The 18,864-nt window shown below is 65.6% G+C and carries 14 protein-coding genes; 11 read left to right on the forward strand and 3 right to left on the reverse strand.

The genetic code is table 11. The features are described from left to right. Positions 1-20: 20 nt before the first annotated feature. On the reverse strand, positions 21-1,229 hold the full coding sequence (gene thrS, locus EX20_RS12410; protein WP_060122235.1) for a threonine--tRNA ligase: 1,209 nt from the start codon (positions 1,227-1,229) through the stop codon (positions 21-23). 1,206 nt (positions 1,230-2,435) lie between these two features. On the opposite strand from thrS, the gene EX20_RS12420 reads away from it, so the two are divergent. The 4 genes from EX20_RS12420 (at position 2,436) to EX20_RS12435 (ending at position 8,570) form a co-directional block, all read left to right on the forward strand. Further along, positions 2,436-4,370, forward strand: coding sequence for a glycosyl transferase family protein (locus EX20_RS12420; RefSeq protein WP_011881205.1), 1,935 nt, complete (start codon positions 2,436-2,438; stop codon positions 4,368-4,370). Between the two features lies 1 nt (position 4,371). Further along, positions 4,372-6,474 carry an NfrA family protein gene (locus tag EX20_RS12425; RefSeq protein ID WP_034193728.1) on the forward strand — a complete coding sequence of 701 codons (2,103 nt, stop codon included), beginning with the start codon at positions 4,372-4,374 and terminating at the stop codon, positions 6,472-6,474. A gap of 50 nt (positions 6,475-6,524) precedes the next feature. Further along, complete coding sequence (wecB, locus tag EX20_RS12430; RefSeq protein WP_181954719.1) at positions 6,525-7,745, forward strand: non-hydrolyzing UDP-N-acetylglucosamine 2-epimerase; 1,221 nt, start codon at positions 6,525-6,527, stop codon at positions 7,743-7,745. 207 nt (positions 7,746-7,952) lie between these two features. Then, complete coding sequence (locus EX20_RS12435) at positions 7,953-8,570, forward strand: outer membrane lipoprotein (RefSeq protein ID WP_011881202.1); 618 nt, start codon at positions 7,953-7,955, stop codon at positions 8,568-8,570. 151 nt (positions 8,571-8,721) lie between these two features. On the opposite strand, the gene EX20_RS12440 is transcribed toward EX20_RS12435, so the two are convergent. Further along, positions 8,722-9,636 carry a LysR family transcriptional regulator gene (locus tag EX20_RS12440; RefSeq protein ID WP_034193729.1) on the reverse strand — a complete coding sequence of 305 codons (915 nt, stop codon included), beginning with the start codon at positions 9,634-9,636 and terminating at the stop codon, positions 8,722-8,724. Positions 9,637-9,890: 254 nt separating this feature from the next. Here EX20_RS12440 and EX20_RS12445 point away from each other — a divergent pair, with 254 nt between their 5' ends. The 7 genes from EX20_RS12445 to EX20_RS12475 all read left to right on the forward strand — a co-directional run bounded on the left by EX20_RS12445 (position 9,891) and on the right by EX20_RS12475 (position 16,729). Beyond that, entirely contained in the window at positions 9,891-10,673 is a 783-nt protein-coding gene (locus EX20_RS12445; protein WP_034193730.1) for a 5-oxoprolinase subunit PxpA, read from the forward strand. Positions 10,674-10,689: 16 nt separating this feature from the next. Continuing rightward, positions 10,690-10,932: an acetyl-CoA carboxylase gene (locus tag EX20_RS12450; RefSeq protein ID WP_034193784.1), complete on the forward strand. Its 243-nt coding sequence runs from the start codon at positions 10,690-10,692 to the stop codon at positions 10,930-10,932. Between the two features lie 4 nt (positions 10,933-10,936). Then, entirely contained in the window at positions 10,937-12,400 is a 1,464-nt protein-coding gene (locus EX20_RS12455) for an acetyl-CoA carboxylase biotin carboxylase subunit (RefSeq protein WP_034193731.1), read from the forward strand. Continuing rightward, positions 12,397-13,272 carry a 5-oxoprolinase subunit B family protein gene (locus EX20_RS12460; RefSeq protein WP_011881197.1) on the forward strand — a complete coding sequence of 292 codons (876 nt, stop codon included), beginning with the start codon at positions 12,397-12,399 and terminating at the stop codon, positions 13,270-13,272. Before EX20_RS12455 ends, EX20_RS12460 begins: the two co-directional genes overlap by 4 nt. Next, on the forward strand, positions 13,262-14,257 hold the full coding sequence (locus EX20_RS12465) for a 5-oxoprolinase subunit C family protein (protein WP_034193732.1): 996 nt from the start codon (positions 13,262-13,264) through the stop codon (positions 14,255-14,257). The genes EX20_RS12460 and EX20_RS12465 overlap by 11 nt, the downstream gene beginning before the upstream one ends. A 194-nt stretch (positions 14,258-14,451) precedes the next feature. Continuing rightward, entirely contained in the window at positions 14,452-15,807 is a 1,356-nt protein-coding gene (locus tag EX20_RS12470; protein ID WP_011881195.1) for a purine-cytosine permease family protein, read from the forward strand. A 415-nt stretch (positions 15,808-16,222) separates the two neighbouring features. Next, positions 16,223-16,729: a GNAT family N-acetyltransferase gene (locus EX20_RS12475; RefSeq protein WP_034193733.1), complete on the forward strand. Its 507-nt coding sequence runs from the start codon at positions 16,223-16,225 to the stop codon at positions 16,727-16,729. A 39-nt stretch (positions 16,730-16,768) separates the two neighbouring features. Here the strand turns inward: EX20_RS12475 and EX20_RS12480 are convergent, their stop codons facing one another. Further along, positions 16,769-18,763, reverse strand: coding sequence for a glycoside hydrolase family 28 protein (locus tag EX20_RS12480; protein WP_034193734.1), 1,995 nt, complete (start codon positions 18,761-18,763; stop codon positions 16,769-16,771). Positions 18,764-18,864: the final 101 nt, after the last annotated feature.

Raw genomic sequence — 18,864 nt, forward strand, 5'->3', positions numbered from 1 at the left:
CGACTGCATTGCCTTTCGTATCAGCACGCCCGCGTCGCGGATGGAACGCGCGCATGCTGCTTGAGAAACGCCAGCGCAGCGTCGATCGTCATCACGTGCTGCTCGCCGCCCCTCATTCGCAGCGACACTTCGCCGGCCAGCGCTTCCTTGCGGCCGGCAATCGCGACGATCGGCGCGGCGAGTTCCGTTGCATCGAAGATCTTGCGGGGCAGCCGCTCGGCGCGGAAATCGCGCAGCACGCGGCAGCCGATGTCTTCGAAAGCGGATGCCGCGTGATCGGCAAATGCGCGATGATCGTCGCCGATGTTCGCGACGACGATCTGGTCGGGTGCCAGCCATGTCGGCAGCCATCCCTCGTAGTGTTCGAGCAGAATGCCGATGAACCGTTCGAGGCTTCCCAGCACGGCGTGGTGCAACATGACGGGCGTCGCTTTCGCGCCGTCCTCGGCGACATACGACGCACCGAGCCGCTCCGGCAACACGAAATCGAGCTGGATCGTCCCGCACTGCCACTTCCGTCCTTGACGGTCGACCAGATGAAATTCGAGCTTCGGGCCGTAGAACGCGCCTTCTCCGGCCAGGATCGCGAATTCCAGCCCGGCCGCCCGCGCGGCCGATGCCAGCATCGCTTCCGAGCGATCCCAGACCGCATCGTCGCCGGCACGCGCCGGCGGCCGCGTCGACAACGCCACGTCGCACTCCCCGAACCCGAAGTCTGCGTAGATCGCCTTCAGCAGCTTGCAGAACCGCGCGACTTCATCTTCGATCTGGTCGGGCAGGCAAAGTACATGAGCGTCGTCCTGCGTAAATGCACGCGCGCGCATGAGGCCGTGCAATGCACCGGACGGTTCGGCGCGATGGACCGCGCCGAATTCGCAATATCGGATCGGTAAATCGCGGTATGAACGGCTGCCCTTCTTGAATATCTGCACGTGGCATGGGCAACTCATCGGCTTGAGACAGTACGGATTACGGTCGCTCTCGAGCGAAAACATGTTCGGCCCGAACTTTTCCCAATGGCCGCTCCGTTCCCACAGATCGCGAGACAGGATCTGCGGCGTCCGCACTTCGGAAAAACCGGCCTGCCGCATTCGGACCCGAATGTATTCCTCGATGACGCGATAAAGAACCATCCCGCGCGGATGCCAAAAGATGCCGCCTGGACTTTCATCTTGCTGATGAAACAGATCCAGTTTGTTGCCTAACACTCGGTGATCGAAATCGTCCATGGTTTCTCCGTCGAACGTGGTGCCGGCCGAGCGGAGCGCGAAAAAAAGCCCCGTCCGTTTCCGGCGGGGCTTCGGGATGGTTTGACGCAATGACTTACGACGTGCAACCTCCCCTCGGCCCGCCATTGGCGGTCGTGGTGGTGGTTGCGGTGGTCGTAACGAGAAGTGCGTGCATGCGGCTAATCTAGTGGACGTATCGACGTCTGTCAATGAAGTGCTCGAATCGGTATTCGGTGTCGGCGTCTTCCGGTAGGTCGAGCGTACGGAAAGAAAGTGAAGCGAAAGATTGAGCATCGCGCGACGTTTCGAGAGTGCATCGATAACGCTCGCCGATAGCAGTTTCTCGCGCAAATCGAACGTTTCATGTCCACGCCACCGGCGGGATTCATGAGCCTCGCGCGACGACTAATTCGCAGATTCGAAACCGTCGGATGACAGCAATATCGCTCCATTCGGCGACCGACGAATGGACGTTTCACAAACCATCGAGATGCGAAGTTCGCATGCAGCAATGCGTATCGACGAAACGCCGTCCATGCGATTTCCATTTCGCTAACGGCACGATTTCGATAGCGCCACGAGTTGCCTTCCGATGGCAATCGTCACCCCGCTCGCGCGGCACTCGAACACGCAGAATTACACCTTTCCCGAATGCGGCGCGACGCAACGATTCATCACGTCGCGGCATCCGTGCACGTCGAAGTCCGGCGTGCGCGAGCGGGTCGTCTGCCGGGCCGCAACTCATGTTGTTGCAACGGCCCACAACGTCCGAGATCACGCCATCAGCGCGCCGTATCTCGGCTAACGCGGCGTAACCGCGGCGTCGATCACGCATCGAATTTCTCAGAGGAATTCGTCTGCTCCTCATCCTGCGATTTTCCCACTTCCGGTTGCAAACAAAAACCACATGTGGCGTGGAACACAAAGCGAAGAGAGGTGCGGATACACGGCAAACGATTGCCACGAGCGCCGTTGATCGACATCAATTGCGCAACGAAGCGCGCCCATAGATTCGAATCATTAAAGGAGCGACACGGTCTCGCGAAACCTTGCGGTGACGGCGCGATCGCTTCGAACGGGGAAGGCTATGAACACAAAAAATAACGACGGTGCGACCGAAGTCGCACGGGGTGGAAATTTGCGGGCAGCGCGCTGCATGCGTGCGATTCGCCAACCGTCTCGCTTCGGCGGCGGGGGAACCGCACGATGACGTTGGCTCCCGCGCTTCATCCGCTGCAGGCGGCGTACTTCGATGCATTCAATGCGGTGGTCGTGGTCGTATGCACGGTCATCCTCGTGTCGTCGCTCGACGACCTGTACATCGACGCTTTCTATTGGATCCGCGCCGCGTACCGGCGCTTCGTCATCCACCGCCGCTATCCGCGGCTCACCGCTCAGGAATTGCGCGGCGAGGACGAGCGCTGGTTTGCGATCATGGTGCCCGCGTGGAAGGAGTACGCGGTGCTCGCGCAGATGATCGAGCACACCATCGCGACGCTCGAATATCGCAAGTTCGTCATCTTCGTCGGCACCTATCAGAACGATCCCGATACGACGATCGAAGCCGATCGCATGGCGCGCTGCTATCCGAACGTCGTGCGTCGGGCGATCGTCCGCAACGACGGCCCGACGTGCAAGGCCGATTGCCTGAACTGGATCGTCCAGTCGATTCTCGCCTACGAGCAAGAGAACGGCATGCGCTTTGCCGGCGTCGCGATGCACGATTGCGAGGACATCATTCATCCGCTCGAACTGAAACTCTTCAATCACCTGATCGAACGGAAGGAGTTTCTTCAACTGCCGGTGCTGTCGCTCGAACGCGACTGGAAGGACTGGGTGGGCTGCACCTATCTCGACGACTTCAGCGAGTGGCATTCCAAGGATCTGGTCGTGCGCGAAAGCCTGACGGGTTGCATACCGGGCGCGGGCGTCGCGTCGTGCTACAGCCGCCGCATCCTCGATCGCCTGCTCGAAGGCGCGAACAACCAGCCGTTTTGCACCGACAGCCTGACCGAAGACTACGACACGAGCTTCCAGATGAAGCGCATCGGCGCGCGTATGGCCTTCGTCTGGTTGCCGCTCGAATACAAGACGACACGTCGTCACATGTTCGGCGGCCAGCGTCGGCAAATCGACGCGCGCAGCATCATTGCGACCCGCGAACTGTTTCCCGGCACGTTCCGCACCGCGTACCGGCAGCGCGCACGCTGGATCATCGGCATCGCGTTCCAGGGCGCGCAGCGCCTCGGCTGGCACGGCTCGATCGCGACGAAGTACATGTATCTGCGCGACCGGAAGGGCACCGTCACGTCGCTCGTCACCATTCTGGCTTACCTGCTGCTGGTCAATCACCTGCTGCTGCGGTTCGCGATCGCGCGCGGTTGGCTGCCGGCCGGACAGACCTTGCTCGAGGCCTCGCCGAAATGGCTCGAGTACATGATGGCCGCGAATGCGGCGCTGCTCGTGAATCGCGTGCTCCAGCGCGTGTACTTCGTCACGAGGCTGAACGGATTTCATCAGGGGCTGCTGTCGATCCCGCGGCTGGTGGTCAACAACTTCATCAACTTCTTCGCGGTGTGTCGTGCGTGGCGATTGTTCATCGTGTCGACCGTGACCGGAAAACCGATCGGCTGGGACAAGACCAAGCATTCGTATCCGTCGCGCGAGGATCTTCGACTGGTGCACCGCCGTCTGGGAGAGCTGCTGCTCTCGTGGCATGCGATCAGCCAGGAGCAGCTCGACGATGCGCTCGAAATGCAGCGCGCCGACGCCGGCACGCGGCTGGGCGAACTGCTGGTCAACGAAGCCGGGCTCGATCCCGAAACGCTCGCCGACGCCGTTGCATGGCAGGCGGGATTGCCGCGTGTCGAGTTGGCGCGTCGCGACTGGCGGCCGTTCGCCACCCGGTTGCCGGACTTCATCGAAGTGCGGCATCGTGCGATTCCGTTCGGTATCGGCGAAGGATCGGCGCTCAACGTCGCCGTGGCGGCGCCGCTTTCCGATACGGCGCTCGCGCAGTTGCGGGCGGCCGCCGGTGTGGACGTGCAGTGCTTCATTGCCGCCGAGCACGAGATCGTCGCAGCATTGGACGAGTTGCGCGCGTCGGCCGAATCGCACGGCACGCTGTCGGGGGTGGCCTGACATGAAAGTCCATGCACGACCGACCTGCATCGCGATCGCACTCGGTATCGCGGCCGGCAGCGCATGCGCGCAAGGCGAGCCCGACCGGCTGCTCGAGAGCTGCTATGCGCACATTCGCGCCGGGGACGACAAGGGCGCGCTGCAATTGTTCGAGACGAGCTTCGCTCGCCGTCGGGCGACCCCGCGTCAGTATGTCGATGCCGCCTATACGGCGCACCGTCTCGGGCAGAACGACCCGGCCTACGACAAGCAGGCGCTTCGGCTGTTCGAATCGAGCTTCGCGCAGCAGCCGGGTACCGCGCGGCAATATGTCGATGCCGCGTACACGGCGTGCCGTCTCGGCAAGAACGATCCGGCCTACGACCGGCAGGCACTCCAGCTGTTCGAGGCGAGCTTCGCCAGGCACGCAGGCACGGCGCTCGAATACATCGATGCCGCCTATATCGCGCGCCGCCTGGGCGACAGCGATCCCGCTTACGACCGGCAAGCGATGCGGTTCTTCGAAGCGAGCTTCGCGCTGCAGCCCGGCACCGCGTTGCAGTACGTCGACGCCGCGTACACGGCGCGCCGGCTCGGCAAGAACGACCCGGCCTACGACAAACTCGCGCTCCGCTACTTCGACGCCAGCTTCGCGCTGCAGCCGGGCACGGCGCTGCAATACGTCGATGCGGCGTACACGGCCCGTCGTCTTGGCGAGAACGATCCGGCCTACGACAAGCTCGCGCTCCGCTACTTCGATGCCAGCTTCGCGCTGCAACCGGGCACGGCGCTGCAATACGTCGATGCAGCGTACACGGCACGTCGTCTCGGCCAGAACGACCCGGCCTACGACAAACTCGCGCTCCGCTACTTCGACGCCAGCTTCGCGCTGCAGCCGGGCACGGCGCTGCAATACGTCGATGCAGCGTACACGGCACGTCGTCTCGGCCAGAACGACCCGGCCTACGACGAGCGGGCGCTCCGGTACTTCGAGGCGAGCTTCGCGCTGCAACCCGGCACCGCGCAGCAGTACCTCGACGCCGCCTATACGGCGCGCCGTCTCGGCGAGCGCGACCCGGCCTACGACAAGCTGTCGCTTCGATTCTTCGATGCGAGCTTCGCCATGCAACCCGGCACCGCGCATCAATACATCGATGCGGCCTACACGGCCCGGCGCGTGGGGCGCGACTACCCGGCGTACGAGAAGGACGCGCTCCGCTATTTTGCGGCGGGCTTCACCCGCCAGCACGAGTCCGCGCTCGAATATGCGGACGCCGCGTACACGGCGCGCGGCCTGGGCGAGAACGCACTTGCCGACCGGTTCTTTCACGACAGCATCGACGCGAACGCGCAGGCGCCGCAATACGACACCGAACAGGCTTACGCATATCGACGCGCGGTCGACGATGCGGAGCGGCGCGTCGGCGCGATCGTCAACGTCGCGTATCAATCCGGCGGGTTCCGGCCTCAGGAAACCATCGGGATTCTGCAAGGCGGCACCGAGGTCTACTGGCAGCCGCCGAAGATCGGCTACGACAACGGGCGCATTTTCCAGCTGTTCGCGCGCCAGTACGCGACGCTGTACGACCGCAGCGGCGGCATCACCGGGTTGCCGACCTTGCAGTGGTCGGTCGGCGCCCGCTACAAGCCGCTCTCGTCGCAAAACCTGGTGTTCACCGCCGAGAAACTGATGACGGGCGGACGCTACGCTTACGACGACTGGCTGTTCCGCGTCGGTTACTCGATCGACGACGGCATCGATCTGCATCCCGTCAAGCCCGACTGGACGACATGGCAGTTCTACACGGAGAGCGCGTACTTCGTGAGACAGCAACGGCTCGTTCAACCGGTCGAGCTGCGCTACGGCCATTCGTGGCGGATCGATTCGATCAGCAGCCATCTGGTGATGTTCCCGCATGCGGCGATCGCCGGCGACTACGACACCCGCGCGTTGCACAAGCTCGCACTCGGCATCGGCCCCGGCATCGGCGTGCGCTACTGGTTCCGCGAAAGCGCGTATCGGGCGCCGGCGAGCTGGATCGACCTCGACGTCCAGTATCGCGTGCGCTTGACCGACGCTGACCGCGCCAAAGGCTTGGTCGTTCGCGCAACGTTGTGGTTCTAGGCGTGTCGCGGACCGACGAGAAGACCGGAAATCAAATAGAGAAAATCGATATGCAACGAGTTTTGACCGTGTTCGGCACACGTCCCGAAGCGATCAAGATGGCGCCGCTCGTGCGCGCGCTGAAGCGGCACCCTGAATTCGACGTCACCGTATGTGTCACCGCCCAGCATCGGCAGATGCTCGATCAGGTGCTGTCGCTGTTCGACATCGTTCCCGACTTCGATCTGGATCTGATGCGCAAGAACCAATCGCTGTCCGAGCTGACCGCGAACATCCTGAACGGCATCGGCCCGGTGTTCGATGCGGCCCGGCCCGACATCGTGCTGGTTCACGGCGATACGACCACCACCTTGGCGGCGAGCCTGGCCGCCTTCTATCGGCACATCCCGATCGGACACGTCGAGGCCGGGCTTCGTACCGGCAATATCTGGTCGCCGTGGCCGGAGGAACTGAACCGGCGTGTGACGGACGCCGTGTCTTCGTGGCACTTCGCGCCTTCGAAGCGCGCGGAGCAGAACCTGTACAGCGAAGGCATGACGCCGGAACAGGTGGTTCTGACGGGTAACACCGTGATCGACGCGCTGCTGCAGACGCGCGAGAAGCTGGCCGCTGACCCGTGGCTCTCGGAGCGCATCGCCGCAGGATTTCCGTTTCTGGATCCGGCACGGCGGCTGATCCTCGTCACCGGTCATCGCCGCGAAAGTTTCGGCGAGCCGCTCGAACATGTGTGCCATGCACTCCGTGAGCTCGCGACCCGCCACGACGACATCGAGCTGGTCTATCCGATGCATCTGAATCCGAACGTGACGGGACCGGTGAAAGCAATTCTTGGCGACCTCCGCAACGTCACGCTCACCGGTCCGCAAGAGTATTTGCCGTTCGTGTATCTGATGTCGAAAGCGCATCTGATCATTACCGATTCGGGCGGAATTCAAGAGGAGGCGCCGGCGCTCGGCGTGCCGGTGCTGGTCACGCGCGATACGACCGAGCGGCCCGAGGCATTGGAAGCCGGTACCGCACGTCTGGTCGGCACCGACCGCGGCCGGATCGTCGCGCAGGTCGAAGCGCTGCTCAACGATCGCCACGAATACGAGCAGATGGCACACGCGGTGAACCCGTACGGCGACGGGCATGCAAGCGAGCGCATCGTCGCCGCGCTCGAAAAGCCGGGTCACTCGCCGTGCGAGCCGCACATGGGTCACGACGATTCGTACCCGACGTCGACACGGGACGCATTGGCCGCCGCGCCGGCTGCGATACGCGCTACGTGAGTATGGCGGGGCAGATCGGGGGATTGCGAAGCGGTGAGCGATGGAAGGGGCAGAGCGGTCGCGCGCCGCCGATTTCCGCCGCAACAGACTTTACACGTTGTTACCCGGCCGCACCGGACGCGCATCGGCCCTTTCCTTATACTCACGCCGAGTTCGCCACCCGTTCCGGCATTCGTCGGCGAACACGTAGCCGATGCAGGAAACATCATGATGCGCATGCCTTCCACGAAGACCGTTCTGTTCGCCTCGCTCGTCGCCGTGGCGGCGCTCCCGCTGACCGCGTGCGTCGCACCGGGCTACGGCCCCTACGGCGCCCAGCCCTATCAACAGCAGCCGTACGCGACGCCGGGCTACGCGCAGCCCGCCTATGCGCAACCGGGCTACGTGCAGCCGCAGCAGCCGGCTTATCCGGCTCAGGCGCCGCAGTACGATCAATACGGCAATCAGCAGCCGTACGGCGGCCAGTACGGCAACGGCTACGGCACGCAATACGGCACCGTCTCGAACATCCAGCCGGTCAACGGATCGGTCGGCACGTCGGGCGTGGCCGGCACCGTCGTCGGCGCGCTGGTCGGCGGCGTGCTCGGCAACCAGTTCGGCCGCGGCCACGGCCGCGAGGCGGCCACCGTGATCGGCGCGCTCGGCGGCGCCGTCGCCGGCAACCAGATCGGCCAGCAGATGGGCGCCGCGCAGCCGCCGAGCAGCTACCGGATCGACGTGCAGGTCAGCGACGGCTCGATGCGCTCGTTCGACGTGCAGTCGCCCGGCGATCTGCGTCCGGGCGATCGCGTGCAGATCAACGGCAATCAGTTGTCGCGCTATTGAGCGAGCGGCACGCGCCCGAACGGCTCGGGCGCGCTGTCTCGTTGCGTTTACGGCTCCAGGCGTCGCCGGCATGGCTCGTCAGACGGATGGGATGCCCTATCCAGGCAGCACGGCAAAACGGATTCAGGCTTCGCGCAATCAGCCCCACCTACTACTTCCGCTTGGGCGGCCCACCGATTTCCGCTGGTCTGACGAAATAGTCGCGCAGCGCGTGCATCGCGGGGCTCAGCTCGATGTTCTTGCGCCACGCAAGGCCGACGCTCATCGGCGGCACCGGGTCGCGTAACACGATCGTCTCGATGCGCCGCCCCTCGAGCGACCACGGCCGATACACCATGTCGGACAGAATCGCGACGCCGCTGCCGTTCGCGACCATGCTGCGCACGGCCTCCACGGACGACGTGCGCAGGATCACGTTGGGCCGATACGGCGTCTCGCTCCAGTAGCGCAGCGCGGTCTGGCCGGCCTCGTCCACCGTCAACATCACGAACGGTTCGTTCGCCACCTCCGCGAACGTGACGCTCTCGCGCTTGAGCAGCGGATGATGCGCGCCGACCCACAACCGACGCACCGAATGAATCACGGGCTCCAGCACGAGTTCGGGATTCGACACGTTCGACGTCAGCAGCACGGCCATGTCGTAGCGGCCCGCGATCAGCCCCTCTTCGATCGACTCGCGGTTCAGTTCGTGCAGGTTGATCGTCAGCCGCGGATAAAGCGTGCTCAGGCGCAATACATGTTGCGGAAGAAAGTAGCCGAGCACGGTGTAGCTCGCGGCGATCGCGAGCGTGCCCGTCACCGTGCTTGCGAGGTTCGGAACCCGCATCGCCTCGTCGACTGACGACAGGATGGCATATGCGTGATTGAGAAAGCGCCAGCCGGTGTCGGTGAGCGTCACGCCCGCGGACGTGCGCAGAAACAGTTGCGTGCCGAGACTTTCCTCCAGCTCCTTGATCGCGCTCGTCACGGCCGACTGCGAGATCGTGAGCTGGATCGCGGCCTGCGAGATCTGGCCAAGCTCGGCCGTGGCGACGAAGTATTTGAGCTGTCTGAGGGTCAGGGCCATGGCCGACGGGAAGCGGAGCGGTGCGCAATAAATATCATATCGATCGCGCGACCGCCACCGGCGGGGATCCATGAAAGCCCCGAAGTCCAGCCGGGGCCGGCCTCGCGCCCGTTCTCGTCGATATCGAAAAAATCGATACGTCGCATACAAAAATAGAACTATTTTGACGTCCCGTGCGCGGCTAACCTCCTTTCGACACTGCTTCGGCTCGCGCAGCAGCGCGCATCGACCGAGAACCTGGAGGATCCCCAAGCATGAGCAAGCAAAGCGTCGACCTGAATTCGGACATGGGCGAAGGCTTCGGCCCGTGGACGATCGGCGACGGCGTCGACGAACAGATCATGCCGCTGATCAGCTCGGCCAACATCGCCACCGGCTTTCATGCCGGCGACCCGAACATCATGGCGCGCACGGTGCAGCTGGCGCGCGCCGCCGGCGTCGGCATCGGCGCGCATCCGGGCTTTCGCGATCTGGTCGGCTTCGGCCGGCGCGCGATCGCCGAAACGCCGCAGGCGCTCGTCAACGACATCGTCTACCAGCTCGGCGCGCTGCGCGAGTTCGCGCGGCTCCACGGCGTGCGCCTTCAGCATCTGAAGCCGCACGGCGCGCTTTACATGCACGCGGCGGCCGACGAGGCGTTCTCGCGGCTGCTGATCGAGACGCTGCAGCGCGTCGATCCCGGCCTGTGGCTGTACTGCATGGAAGCGTCGGCGACGTACCGCGTCGCCGCCGAATACGGCCAGCCGGTGGTGCGCGAGTTCTACGCCGATCGCGACTACGACCGCAGCGGCTCGATCGTGTTCACGCGCCGCGTCGGACGCCTGGATCCCGGCCTGGTCGCCGACAAGGTGCTGCGCGCCTGCATCGACGGCAAGGTGCATACGATCGAAGGAGACGACATCGACATCGATTTCGACTCCGTCTGCATCCATAGCGACACGCCGGGCGCGCTCGAACTCGTGCGCAGAACGCGCGACGCGCTGGTTCGCGAAGGCATTCGCACCGCCGCCCCGCTACCGCTCGCCGCACATCACTGATTCAAGGAGACGCATGATGGCATTGCACGATATCGTCAGCCCGCTGCCGGGCACCTTTTACCGCCGTCCGTCGCCCGACGCGGACTACTACGTCGCCGTCGACGCGCCCGTGATGGCGGGTGCGGTCGTCGGCCTCGTCGAAGTGATGAAGCAGTTCACCGAGATCGAAGCCGACGTGTCGGGGCGTGTTGCCGAGTTGCTCGTCGAAGATGGCGAGCCGGTGGACGCAGGCCAGGTGCTGATGCGGATCGAGGAGTGACGCGATGAGCCTCGCAACTTCCTCCGGCACGTTCTATCGCCCGTCGCGGATCCGGACCGTGCTGGTCGCGAACCGCGGCGAGATCGCGGTGCGCATCATCCGCGCCGCACACGAGCTCGGCATGCGCGCGATCGCCGTGGTCAGCGACGCCGACCGCGACAGCCTCGCCGCGCGCATGGCCGACGAAGCGATCCACATCGGCCCGTCGCATGCGGCGAAAAGCTATCTGAATCCCGCGGCCATCCTCGATGCCGCGCGCCGGTGCGGCGCGGACGCCATTCATCCCGGCTACGGCTTTCTGTCCGAAAACGCGGCCTTCGCCGCACAGGTCGAGGCGGCCGGCCTGATCTTCGTCGGCCCCGACGCGCACGTGATCGCGACGATGGGCGACAAGGCCCGCGCACGCGAAACCGCGCAGCGCGCCAACGTGCCGACCGTGCCAGGCAGCGACGGCGTCGTGCACTCGCTCGAAGAAGCGCAGGCAGTCGCTGCGCGTATCGGCTATCCGCTGATGATCAAGGCGGCCGCGGGCGGCGGCGGGCGCGGCATCCGCGTTTCGCACGACGCCGCGCAACTGGAGGCCGAGCTGCCGCTCGCGCAGCGCGAGGCGCAGGCCGCGTTCGGGAACGGCGGCGTCTATCTCGAACGCTTCATCGCACGCGCGCGGCACATCGAGGTGCAGGTGCTGGGCGACGGCCGCAACGTCGTGCACCTGTTCGAGCGCGAATGTTCGCTGCAACGGCGACGCCAGAAGATTCTCGAGGAGGCGCCGTCGCCTTCGCTTACGCCGGCGCAGCGCGACGCGCTGTGCGAGTCGGCGACGCGTCTCGCGCGACAGGTCGGCTACCGCAGCGCGGGCACGCTCGAATATCTGTACGACGACGCCCGCGGCGAGTTCTACTTCATCGAGATGAACACCCGCATCCAGGTCGAGCATCCGGTGACCGAGGCGATCACGGGCATCGATCTCGTGCGCGAGACGCTGCGCATCGCCGACGGCGAGCCGCTGCGTTTCGCGCAGCAAGACATCGCGATGCGGGGCGCGGCGATCGAATGCCGGATCAACGCGGAAGATCCGTTGCAGGATTTCCGTCCGAACCCTGGACGCATCGATACGCTCGTGTGGCCGACCGGCGCCGGCACACGCATCGACTCGCTGCTCTATCCGGGCTACGTCGTGCCGCCGTTCTACGACTCCCTGCTCGCCAAGCTGATCGTGCACGACGAGAGCCGCGCGGCCGCGCTGCAACGCCTCGCGCGCGCGCTGGGCGAGCTGCACGTCGGCGGCGTGAAGACCACCGCACCGTTGCACCTCGCGCTGCTCGCGGACGACGACGTGCGGGCCGGCCGCTACCACACCAATTTTCTCGAAGCGTGGATGCCGCAATGGCGCGAGGCCGTGACGGCCCGCGCCCGGCAACACGCGGATACGGAAGCAGACGCCGCGCGCGTCGGGGAGGCTCAGTGACGGCCCGTTATACCTTCGGCGGCGACGAGTTCGTGTTCGTCGAGATCAGCGAATCGATGTCGCTCGACGCCTTCTTCAAGGGCACGGCGATCACGCGCGAACTGCAGCGCCGCGCGGTGCCAGGCATCACTGAAATCTGTCCGGCGAACGCGTCCTACCAGGTGCGCTACGACCCCGACGTGATCGAGCCCGACGCGCTCGTCGCGCTGCTCCGAATGATCGAGACGGAAGCAGGCGATGCGCCGCTCGAACTCGACACGCGTATCGTCGAGGTGCCCGTGCTCTACAACGACCCGTGGACGCACGAGACGATGATGCGGTTTCGCGAGCGTCATCAGGATCCGACGTCGACCGATCTCGAGTACGCCGCGCGCATCAACGGCAAGCGCGACGTCGACGAATTCATCGCCGCGCACTCCGGTTCGCCGTGGTTCGTCTCGATGGTCGGCTTCGTCGCGGGGCTGCCGTTCATGTATCAGATGGTCGAACGCGCGCGCCAGCTCGAAGTGCCGAAATACCTGCGGCCGCGCACCGACACGCCGAAGCTCACGGTCGGGCACGGCGGCTGCTTCGGCTGCATCTACTCGGTGCGCGGCGCGGGCGGCTACCAGATGTTCGGCGTGACGCCGGCGCCGATCTTCGATCCCGCGCAGCGGCTCGACTATCTGCACGACTTCATGGTGTTCTTCCGGCCCGGCGACATCGTGAAGTTCCAGCCGATCGATCGCGCTGCGTACGACGCAGCAGTGGCGGCCGTCGACGCCGGAACCTTCTCGCTGCGGGTGCGCCCCGTGAAGTTCTCGCTCGACGCGTTCCGGCGCGATCCCGATGCGTATAACCGTTCTCTCGTCGAGGTGCTGCATGCCGACTGATCCGCACGATCTGATCGAGGTTCTGAAACCGGGCCTCGCCACCTCCGTCCAGGATATGGGCCGGCAAGGCTGCTATCACGTCGGCATTCCGCCGTCGGGCTCGCTCGACCAGTACGCGTCGCGCGCGGCGAACCTGCTGGTCGGCAATCCCGAAGAGGCGGCCGTGCTCGAATGCACGCTGCTCGGCCCCGAACTGCTGTTCCATATGGACGCGCTCATCGCCGTCACCGGCGCCGAGATGACGCCGAAGATCGACGGCATCGCGCAAAGCTGCGACGTCGCGCTCCGGATTCGCGCGGGCAGCGTGCTGTCGTTCCAGTACGTGAAGGCCGGTGCGCGTGCGTATCTGGCCGTCGCGGGCGGCATCGACGTGCCGGTCGTACTCGGCAGCCGTTCGACCTATACGCTCGGCGCGATCGGCGGCCTTGCGGGCCGGCGCCTGCAGAAAGGCGATCGGCTGCCGGTCGGCGCCGTGCACGGCGCGCCGCGCGAAGGGCGCGAACTGCCGGCATCGATGCGCCGGCCGCTCGACAGCCAGGTCGCGCTGCGCGTGCTGACGGGCCTGTACCACCACCGGCTGACCGACGCGTCGGCGCAGACGTTCTTCGACGACGAGTGGACCGTCGCGCCCGAGGCGGACCGCATCGGCTACCGCTACAAGAACGGGCGGCCGCTGCAGTTTCGGCCGCGCGAACAACCGTTCGGCGCGGGCGCGGATCCGTCGAACATCGTCGACGCGTGCTATCCGGTCGGCTCGATCCAGGTGCCGGCCGGGCTCGAGCCGATCATCCTGCATCGCGATGCGGTCTCCGGCGGCGGCTACGCGACCATCGGCACGGTCATCAGCGCCGACATGGACCTGATCGGACAGATGCAGCCGAACCATCGCGCGCGCTTCGTGCCCGTGACGATGGCCGACGCGCTCGCGGCACGCCGCGCGTACCGCCAGCGCCTGGCGTTGCTGCGCGCCGCGCTTCAGGGCTAGACGCCGCGCGGCCCGGCGCCGCCGGCACCTTTTCTCGCTCCGCATTCATTCCCGCGCGACCGCGTGCCGCGCGGCGGATGCGTGCGCGCCGTTTCAGCCGGACCGGTTGCCCATCCGACGTCGGGGCAACCCTGCGGAAGCAGTTGCCGCGGCCAGGACGTCGTTCGCAGCTTTGCTCATCGAGGAGCACCACCATGGCCAACCTGGCTCATGCCGACGCCGACGAGGATCTCGACCTGTCGACGCTCGCCATTCCCGATCACGCGCGCATGCCGCCCTTCTCGCTGACGATGGCGTGGTGGGCCGTGTGCAGCGCGGTGTTCTACATCGTCGTCGGCGCGACGCTCGCGCTCAGCTACGGCGCCCGCAACGCGCTGATCGGCATGGCGCTGTCGGTCGTGTCGTACGGCGTGGTCAATTCGATCATCAGCCGCTACGCGATACGCACGGGCCTGTCGGTCGCGCTGTTCTCGCGCGTGCTGTTCGGCAGCGCGGGCGCGGCGCTCGCCACCCTGATCTTCTTCGCGACGGCAATCTACTACGCGGTGTTCGAGGGTTCGGTGATCGCGGTCGCCGCGCATCATCAGTTCCCCGCGCTCGACTACAAGTGGGTCGCGCTGATCGTGGTGTGCTACAGCGTGCCGCTCGTGTTCGGCAGCGTGCAGCATTGGCTCGACAAGTTCAACGGCGCGCTGCTGCCGTTTTACCTGATCGGCCTGTGTGCCGCGGTCGGACTCACGACGGCGGAGTACGGCTACAACGCCGCCTGGCTCGATTTCGGACCGGCAGGCGGCGCGCCGGCCGGCGGCTGGTGGCAGTGCTTCGTCTACTACATGGGCGTGTGGGTGCTGATGATGTTCACGTTCGACTACGCGCGCTTCGGCCGCAAGGAGGACGCCAGCTATCACGGCCGCTTCAACTTCGGCATGCCGTTCTATCTCGTGACGTTCCTGTTGAACGGCGCGGTGGGCATCTACGTCGTCAGCACGACGCCGGGGCTCGGCACGCTGTCCGAAGTATCGGTCGTGCTCGCGCTGCTGAAGCTGATGGGCGTGTGGGGGCTGCTGTTCGTGTGGGTCACGCAGTCGCGCATCAACACCGCGAACTACTATCTCGCGACGGTCAACATGCAGGCGTTCTTTCAGAAAGTGGCCGGGCTGCGCGCACCGAAGTTCGTGTGGGCGGTCGTGGTGGGCGCGGTGGTGTACGGCTTGATGATGGCCGACGTCTTTTCCCGGATTCTGCAGGCGCTCGCGTATCAGGGCATCTTCGTCGTCGCGTGGGTCGCGGTCGCGCTCGCGCACATTCTCTCGGACCGTTACGGACAACTCGTGGGCGACGACATCGAATGCCGCGACGCGCACGTGCCGACCTTCAATCCGGGCGGGCTGATTGCGTGGTTCGCGGGCGCGTTCGCCGGGCTCGCGCTGAACCAGGCGTCGGGATTCGCCGCGTCGCTATCGGCGCCGGCGACCTTCGTGGTGTCGTGGCTCGCGTATCGCGCGCTGCTGGGCGCGGCGAAGCGGACGTGGTTCGTGCGGAACGTGTAAGAGCGCGCATTGGCTGGTGTCGGGCGAGCGCTGTTTCAGCCGGTTTCGTTCTTCCGAAGGTGGATTGAACAGGCTGCTCGGTTCACTTTGCCCGCCGCCGACGTGACCCGACGCGGCGCGGAAATGCGGCTCGTCTCGCCTGGAAAGGACGAGCCGCGGAAAGCAAGGAGCGACCTGAACGGCACCGCTGGGTCGCCGAACGCACGCATGCCTGCTTTGCCGGCAGTTTCGGTAGACTATGCATTCGTTTCGAGCGTCATCTCGACGTTCTTGCTGCATTGCTCTCGCCGGCTACTGCCGTCATCTGCTCACGCTTCGTCGATGACCTGTGTCAGCCGGCCTTGGCATCGCAATGCGCTGCTGCGCGTCGCGCGCCGCAGCTACCCGTTCCGCAAACCAGCGACGACCCCGACCGATGATCACGATCCGCCTGCTCGACGCCGCCGACGCGGCGCAATTCAAATCCGTCCGCCTTCGCGCTATCGACACGTCGCCGACCTCATTCCTGCCTACCCACGCCGAAGAAGTCGTGGTGCCGCTCGAAGCATTCGCAGCGCGCATCGCACCCACGCATGAGCGCGCGGTGTTCGGCGCATTCGACGGCGAGTTGCTCATCGGCACCACCGGCGTGTACCGCGATGCACGCGCGAAGGTCGCGCACAAGGCGACGATCTGGGGCGTGTTCGTCGATGCCGCCTATCGCGGGCGCGGCGTCGCGCAAACGCTGCTCGACAGCGCGTCCGCGCATGCGTCGCAGGCATGGCAATGCACGCAGCTGATGCTGTGCGTCAACGAGATCAACGGCGGTGCGCAGCGGTTGTACGAGTCGCTGGGATTCGTGCGGTTCGGCACGGAATCGCGCTCGCTGTACGTCGACGGCCGCTTCTACGACGAACACCATATGGTCAAGATTCTCGCGTGACGCGATCGCGCGCCCACGAAGCGCCGCCCACCGGGCGTATCAGCGCCGATCCGTGATCGACGTGTCGACGACCTGCCCCCCGATCGTCACGTTCGCGAGCGTCATCGCGCTCACGTTGAACGCGTAGATCGGACCGGGCGACGTGACCGTCGACGCTCCCGACGTGACGGGCGTGCCGAAGTCGCAGTTGCTGATCGTCACGCCGGAGATCGGCTGCACGGCCGGCGTCGGCGGCGCGCCGTTGTAGTCGAACGCGACGGGCCCCTGCGCGACGATCGCCTGGAAGCACGACGCGCTCACGCCGTTCAACGTCACGTTGCTCGCCTTCACGTCGGAGATCGTCACGTTCTGCACGACGGGCGGCCGCGTGCGCACCGCGTCGTTGGCCGGCTGATAGTCGCAGTCGAACGTGACGATGCCGCCCTGTGCGGCAGACGGATTGCCGGCCGCCGCCGTGACGACGCCGAGCGCGACGCTCGCGTTGATCGGACTGCCGGCGAGCAGCGCGCTGCCGTAGCCGCCGCCCTTCAGGTTCACGCCGTTCGGCAGCACGACGCCTTTCACGTGGAAGTCCTTCACGTAACCGCCGCGGTTCATGTTGGTCTTCACGCGAATCGCGATGTTCAGCGGATTGGTCTGCCAGTTCGCGTTCAGCATCGACAGGTTGGTCGCATAGATCTGCTCGACGCCGCCGCCCATTTCGCTGCCGAGCGTAATCCCGCCGTGGCCGCTGTTCATCGTGCAGTCGCGAATCAGGTGCCGCTTCGCAGGCCCGTATTCGGTGTCCCGATCCTTGCCCGACTTGATCGCGATGCAATCGTCGCCGGTGTTGAACGTGCAGCGCTCGCACAGCACGTCGGTGCACGCGTCGGGATCGAAGCCGTCGTTGTTCGGACCGATGCTGTTGGTCGTCACGCCGCGGATCACGACGTTGCGGCTCGCGGTCGGATGATGCTGCCAGAACGGTGTGTTCTGCGTCTGGTAGTTCTCCATCAACACGTTCGTGCAGCCGATGAATTCGACCATGCACGGCCGCAGATAGTGGCCGAGCCCGAAGATGCGCCGCTCGACCGGCACGCCGGCTTCGGACAGTGCGGGCAGGTAGTTCTGGTCCTGCTGCCACGGCGTGACCGGCGAGGTGAGCAGCGCGTAGAGCGCGTCCGGAATCGCCGGTGCGACGAGCCGCAGATCCACGTTGTTCGGATTCGCGAACGCCTGGCTCGGCCCGGACGCGTTCCCGCCATACGCGCCCGACGAGCCCTTGTAGGTCCACCAGCAGACGCTGCCGGCTCCGCTACCCGCGAAGGGCGTCATCGCCTGCCCGTTCAGCACCGACGTCGCGCCTTCGCCGGTCAGCGCGATGTTGGTCGCATTGCGCGCGTAGACTGGCGCGCCGTAGTTCAGACAGTCGTTCGCCTGCCAACGGCTGTAGTACAGCCGGCCGTTCGCGCCGCAGTCGACCGGGCCGTCCTTCGCGTAATCGGCCGGGTTCGGACTGAAGTAGATCGTGCAGTTCACGCTCAGATGGAAATTCACGTTGCTCTGCAGCACGATCGGCCCCGCGCAGTACCAGTTGCCGGCCGGCACGATCACACGGCCACCGCCTTCACGCGCGCATGCGTCGATCGCCGCGAGAAATGCCGGGCGCGAGTCGAACGCGCCGGGCGCGGTCGTCAGTTCGGCGCCGGGGCTCACCGGCGATTTGGCCGACGGGTACGGCGACGTCTGCGCGACGGTCGCGCACGAGCGCGCGCCATAGTGCGTCACGTCGAATTCGCGGTGGCGGAACGCGCGCCGCGACACATGCGCGAGCGATGCGGCGATACGCGCGGCCGCGCCGTGCTCGCCCCAGATCGCGTCGGGCGCAATATCGGCTGCGGCGACGTGGGCGAACGCACAGGTGGCCGCGAGTGGACCGCCGAACACTGCCCCGCCGGCGAGCGCGCCGGTCCAGCCGATGAAGTCGCGGCGCGTCAGCCGCTTCGAAGAAGGCGAACGGGCGGGCAAAGACGAACGGCGACGGCTTGCGGCCATGGGCATTTCTCCGGAAGGGGGTATCGGGTCGTGTGCGACGCGACCATATTCGTACGTCGTCGTATCACATGGGCAAGTCTAGGCGCGTTCGTGGTCGGGCA

The sequence above is a fragment of the Burkholderia sp. WP42 genome (assembly GCF_000745665.1).
GTDB lineage: Bacteria > Pseudomonadota > Gammaproteobacteria > Burkholderiales > Burkholderiaceae > Burkholderia > Burkholderia vietnamiensis.

Bases quoted from the DNA above. Each gene is read 5' to 3' on its own strand.
- thrS (WP_060122235.1), bottom strand. From the start codon at position 1,229: ATGGACGATTTCGATCACCGAGTGTTAGGCAACAAACTGGATCTGTTT.
- EX20_RS12420 (WP_011881205.1), top strand. From the start codon at position 2,436: ATGACGTTGGCTCCCGCGCTTCATCCGCTGCAGGCGGCGTACTTCGAT.
- EX20_RS12425 (WP_034193728.1), top strand. From the start codon at position 4,372: ATGAAAGTCCATGCACGACCGACCTGCATCGCGATCGCACTCGGTATC.
- wecB (WP_181954719.1), top strand. From the start codon at position 6,525: ATGCAACGAGTTTTGACCGTGTTCGGCACACGTCCCGAAGCGATCAAG.
- EX20_RS12435 (WP_011881202.1), top strand. From the start codon at position 7,953: ATGATGCGCATGCCTTCCACGAAGACCGTTCTGTTCGCCTCGCTCGTC.
- EX20_RS12440 (WP_034193729.1), bottom strand. From the start codon at position 9,636: ATGGCCCTGACCCTCAGACAGCTCAAATACTTCGTCGCCACGGCCGAG.
- EX20_RS12445 (WP_034193730.1), top strand. From the start codon at position 9,891: ATGAGCAAGCAAAGCGTCGACCTGAATTCGGACATGGGCGAAGGCTTC.
- EX20_RS12450 (WP_034193784.1), top strand. From the start codon at position 10,690: ATGGCATTGCACGATATCGTCAGCCCGCTGCCGGGCACCTTTTACCGC.
- EX20_RS12455 (WP_034193731.1), top strand. From the start codon at position 10,937: ATGAGCCTCGCAACTTCCTCCGGCACGTTCTATCGCCCGTCGCGGATC.
- EX20_RS12465 (WP_034193732.1), top strand. From the start codon at position 13,262: ATGCCGACTGATCCGCACGATCTGATCGAGGTTCTGAAACCGGGCCTC.
- EX20_RS12470 (WP_011881195.1), top strand. From the start codon at position 14,452: ATGGCCAACCTGGCTCATGCCGACGCCGACGAGGATCTCGACCTGTCG.
- EX20_RS12475 (WP_034193733.1), top strand. From the start codon at position 16,223: ATGATCACGATCCGCCTGCTCGACGCCGCCGACGCGGCGCAATTCAAA.
- EX20_RS12480 (WP_034193734.1), bottom strand. From the start codon at position 18,763: ATGGCCGCAAGCCGTCGCCGTTCGTCTTTGCCCGCCCGTTCGCCTTCT.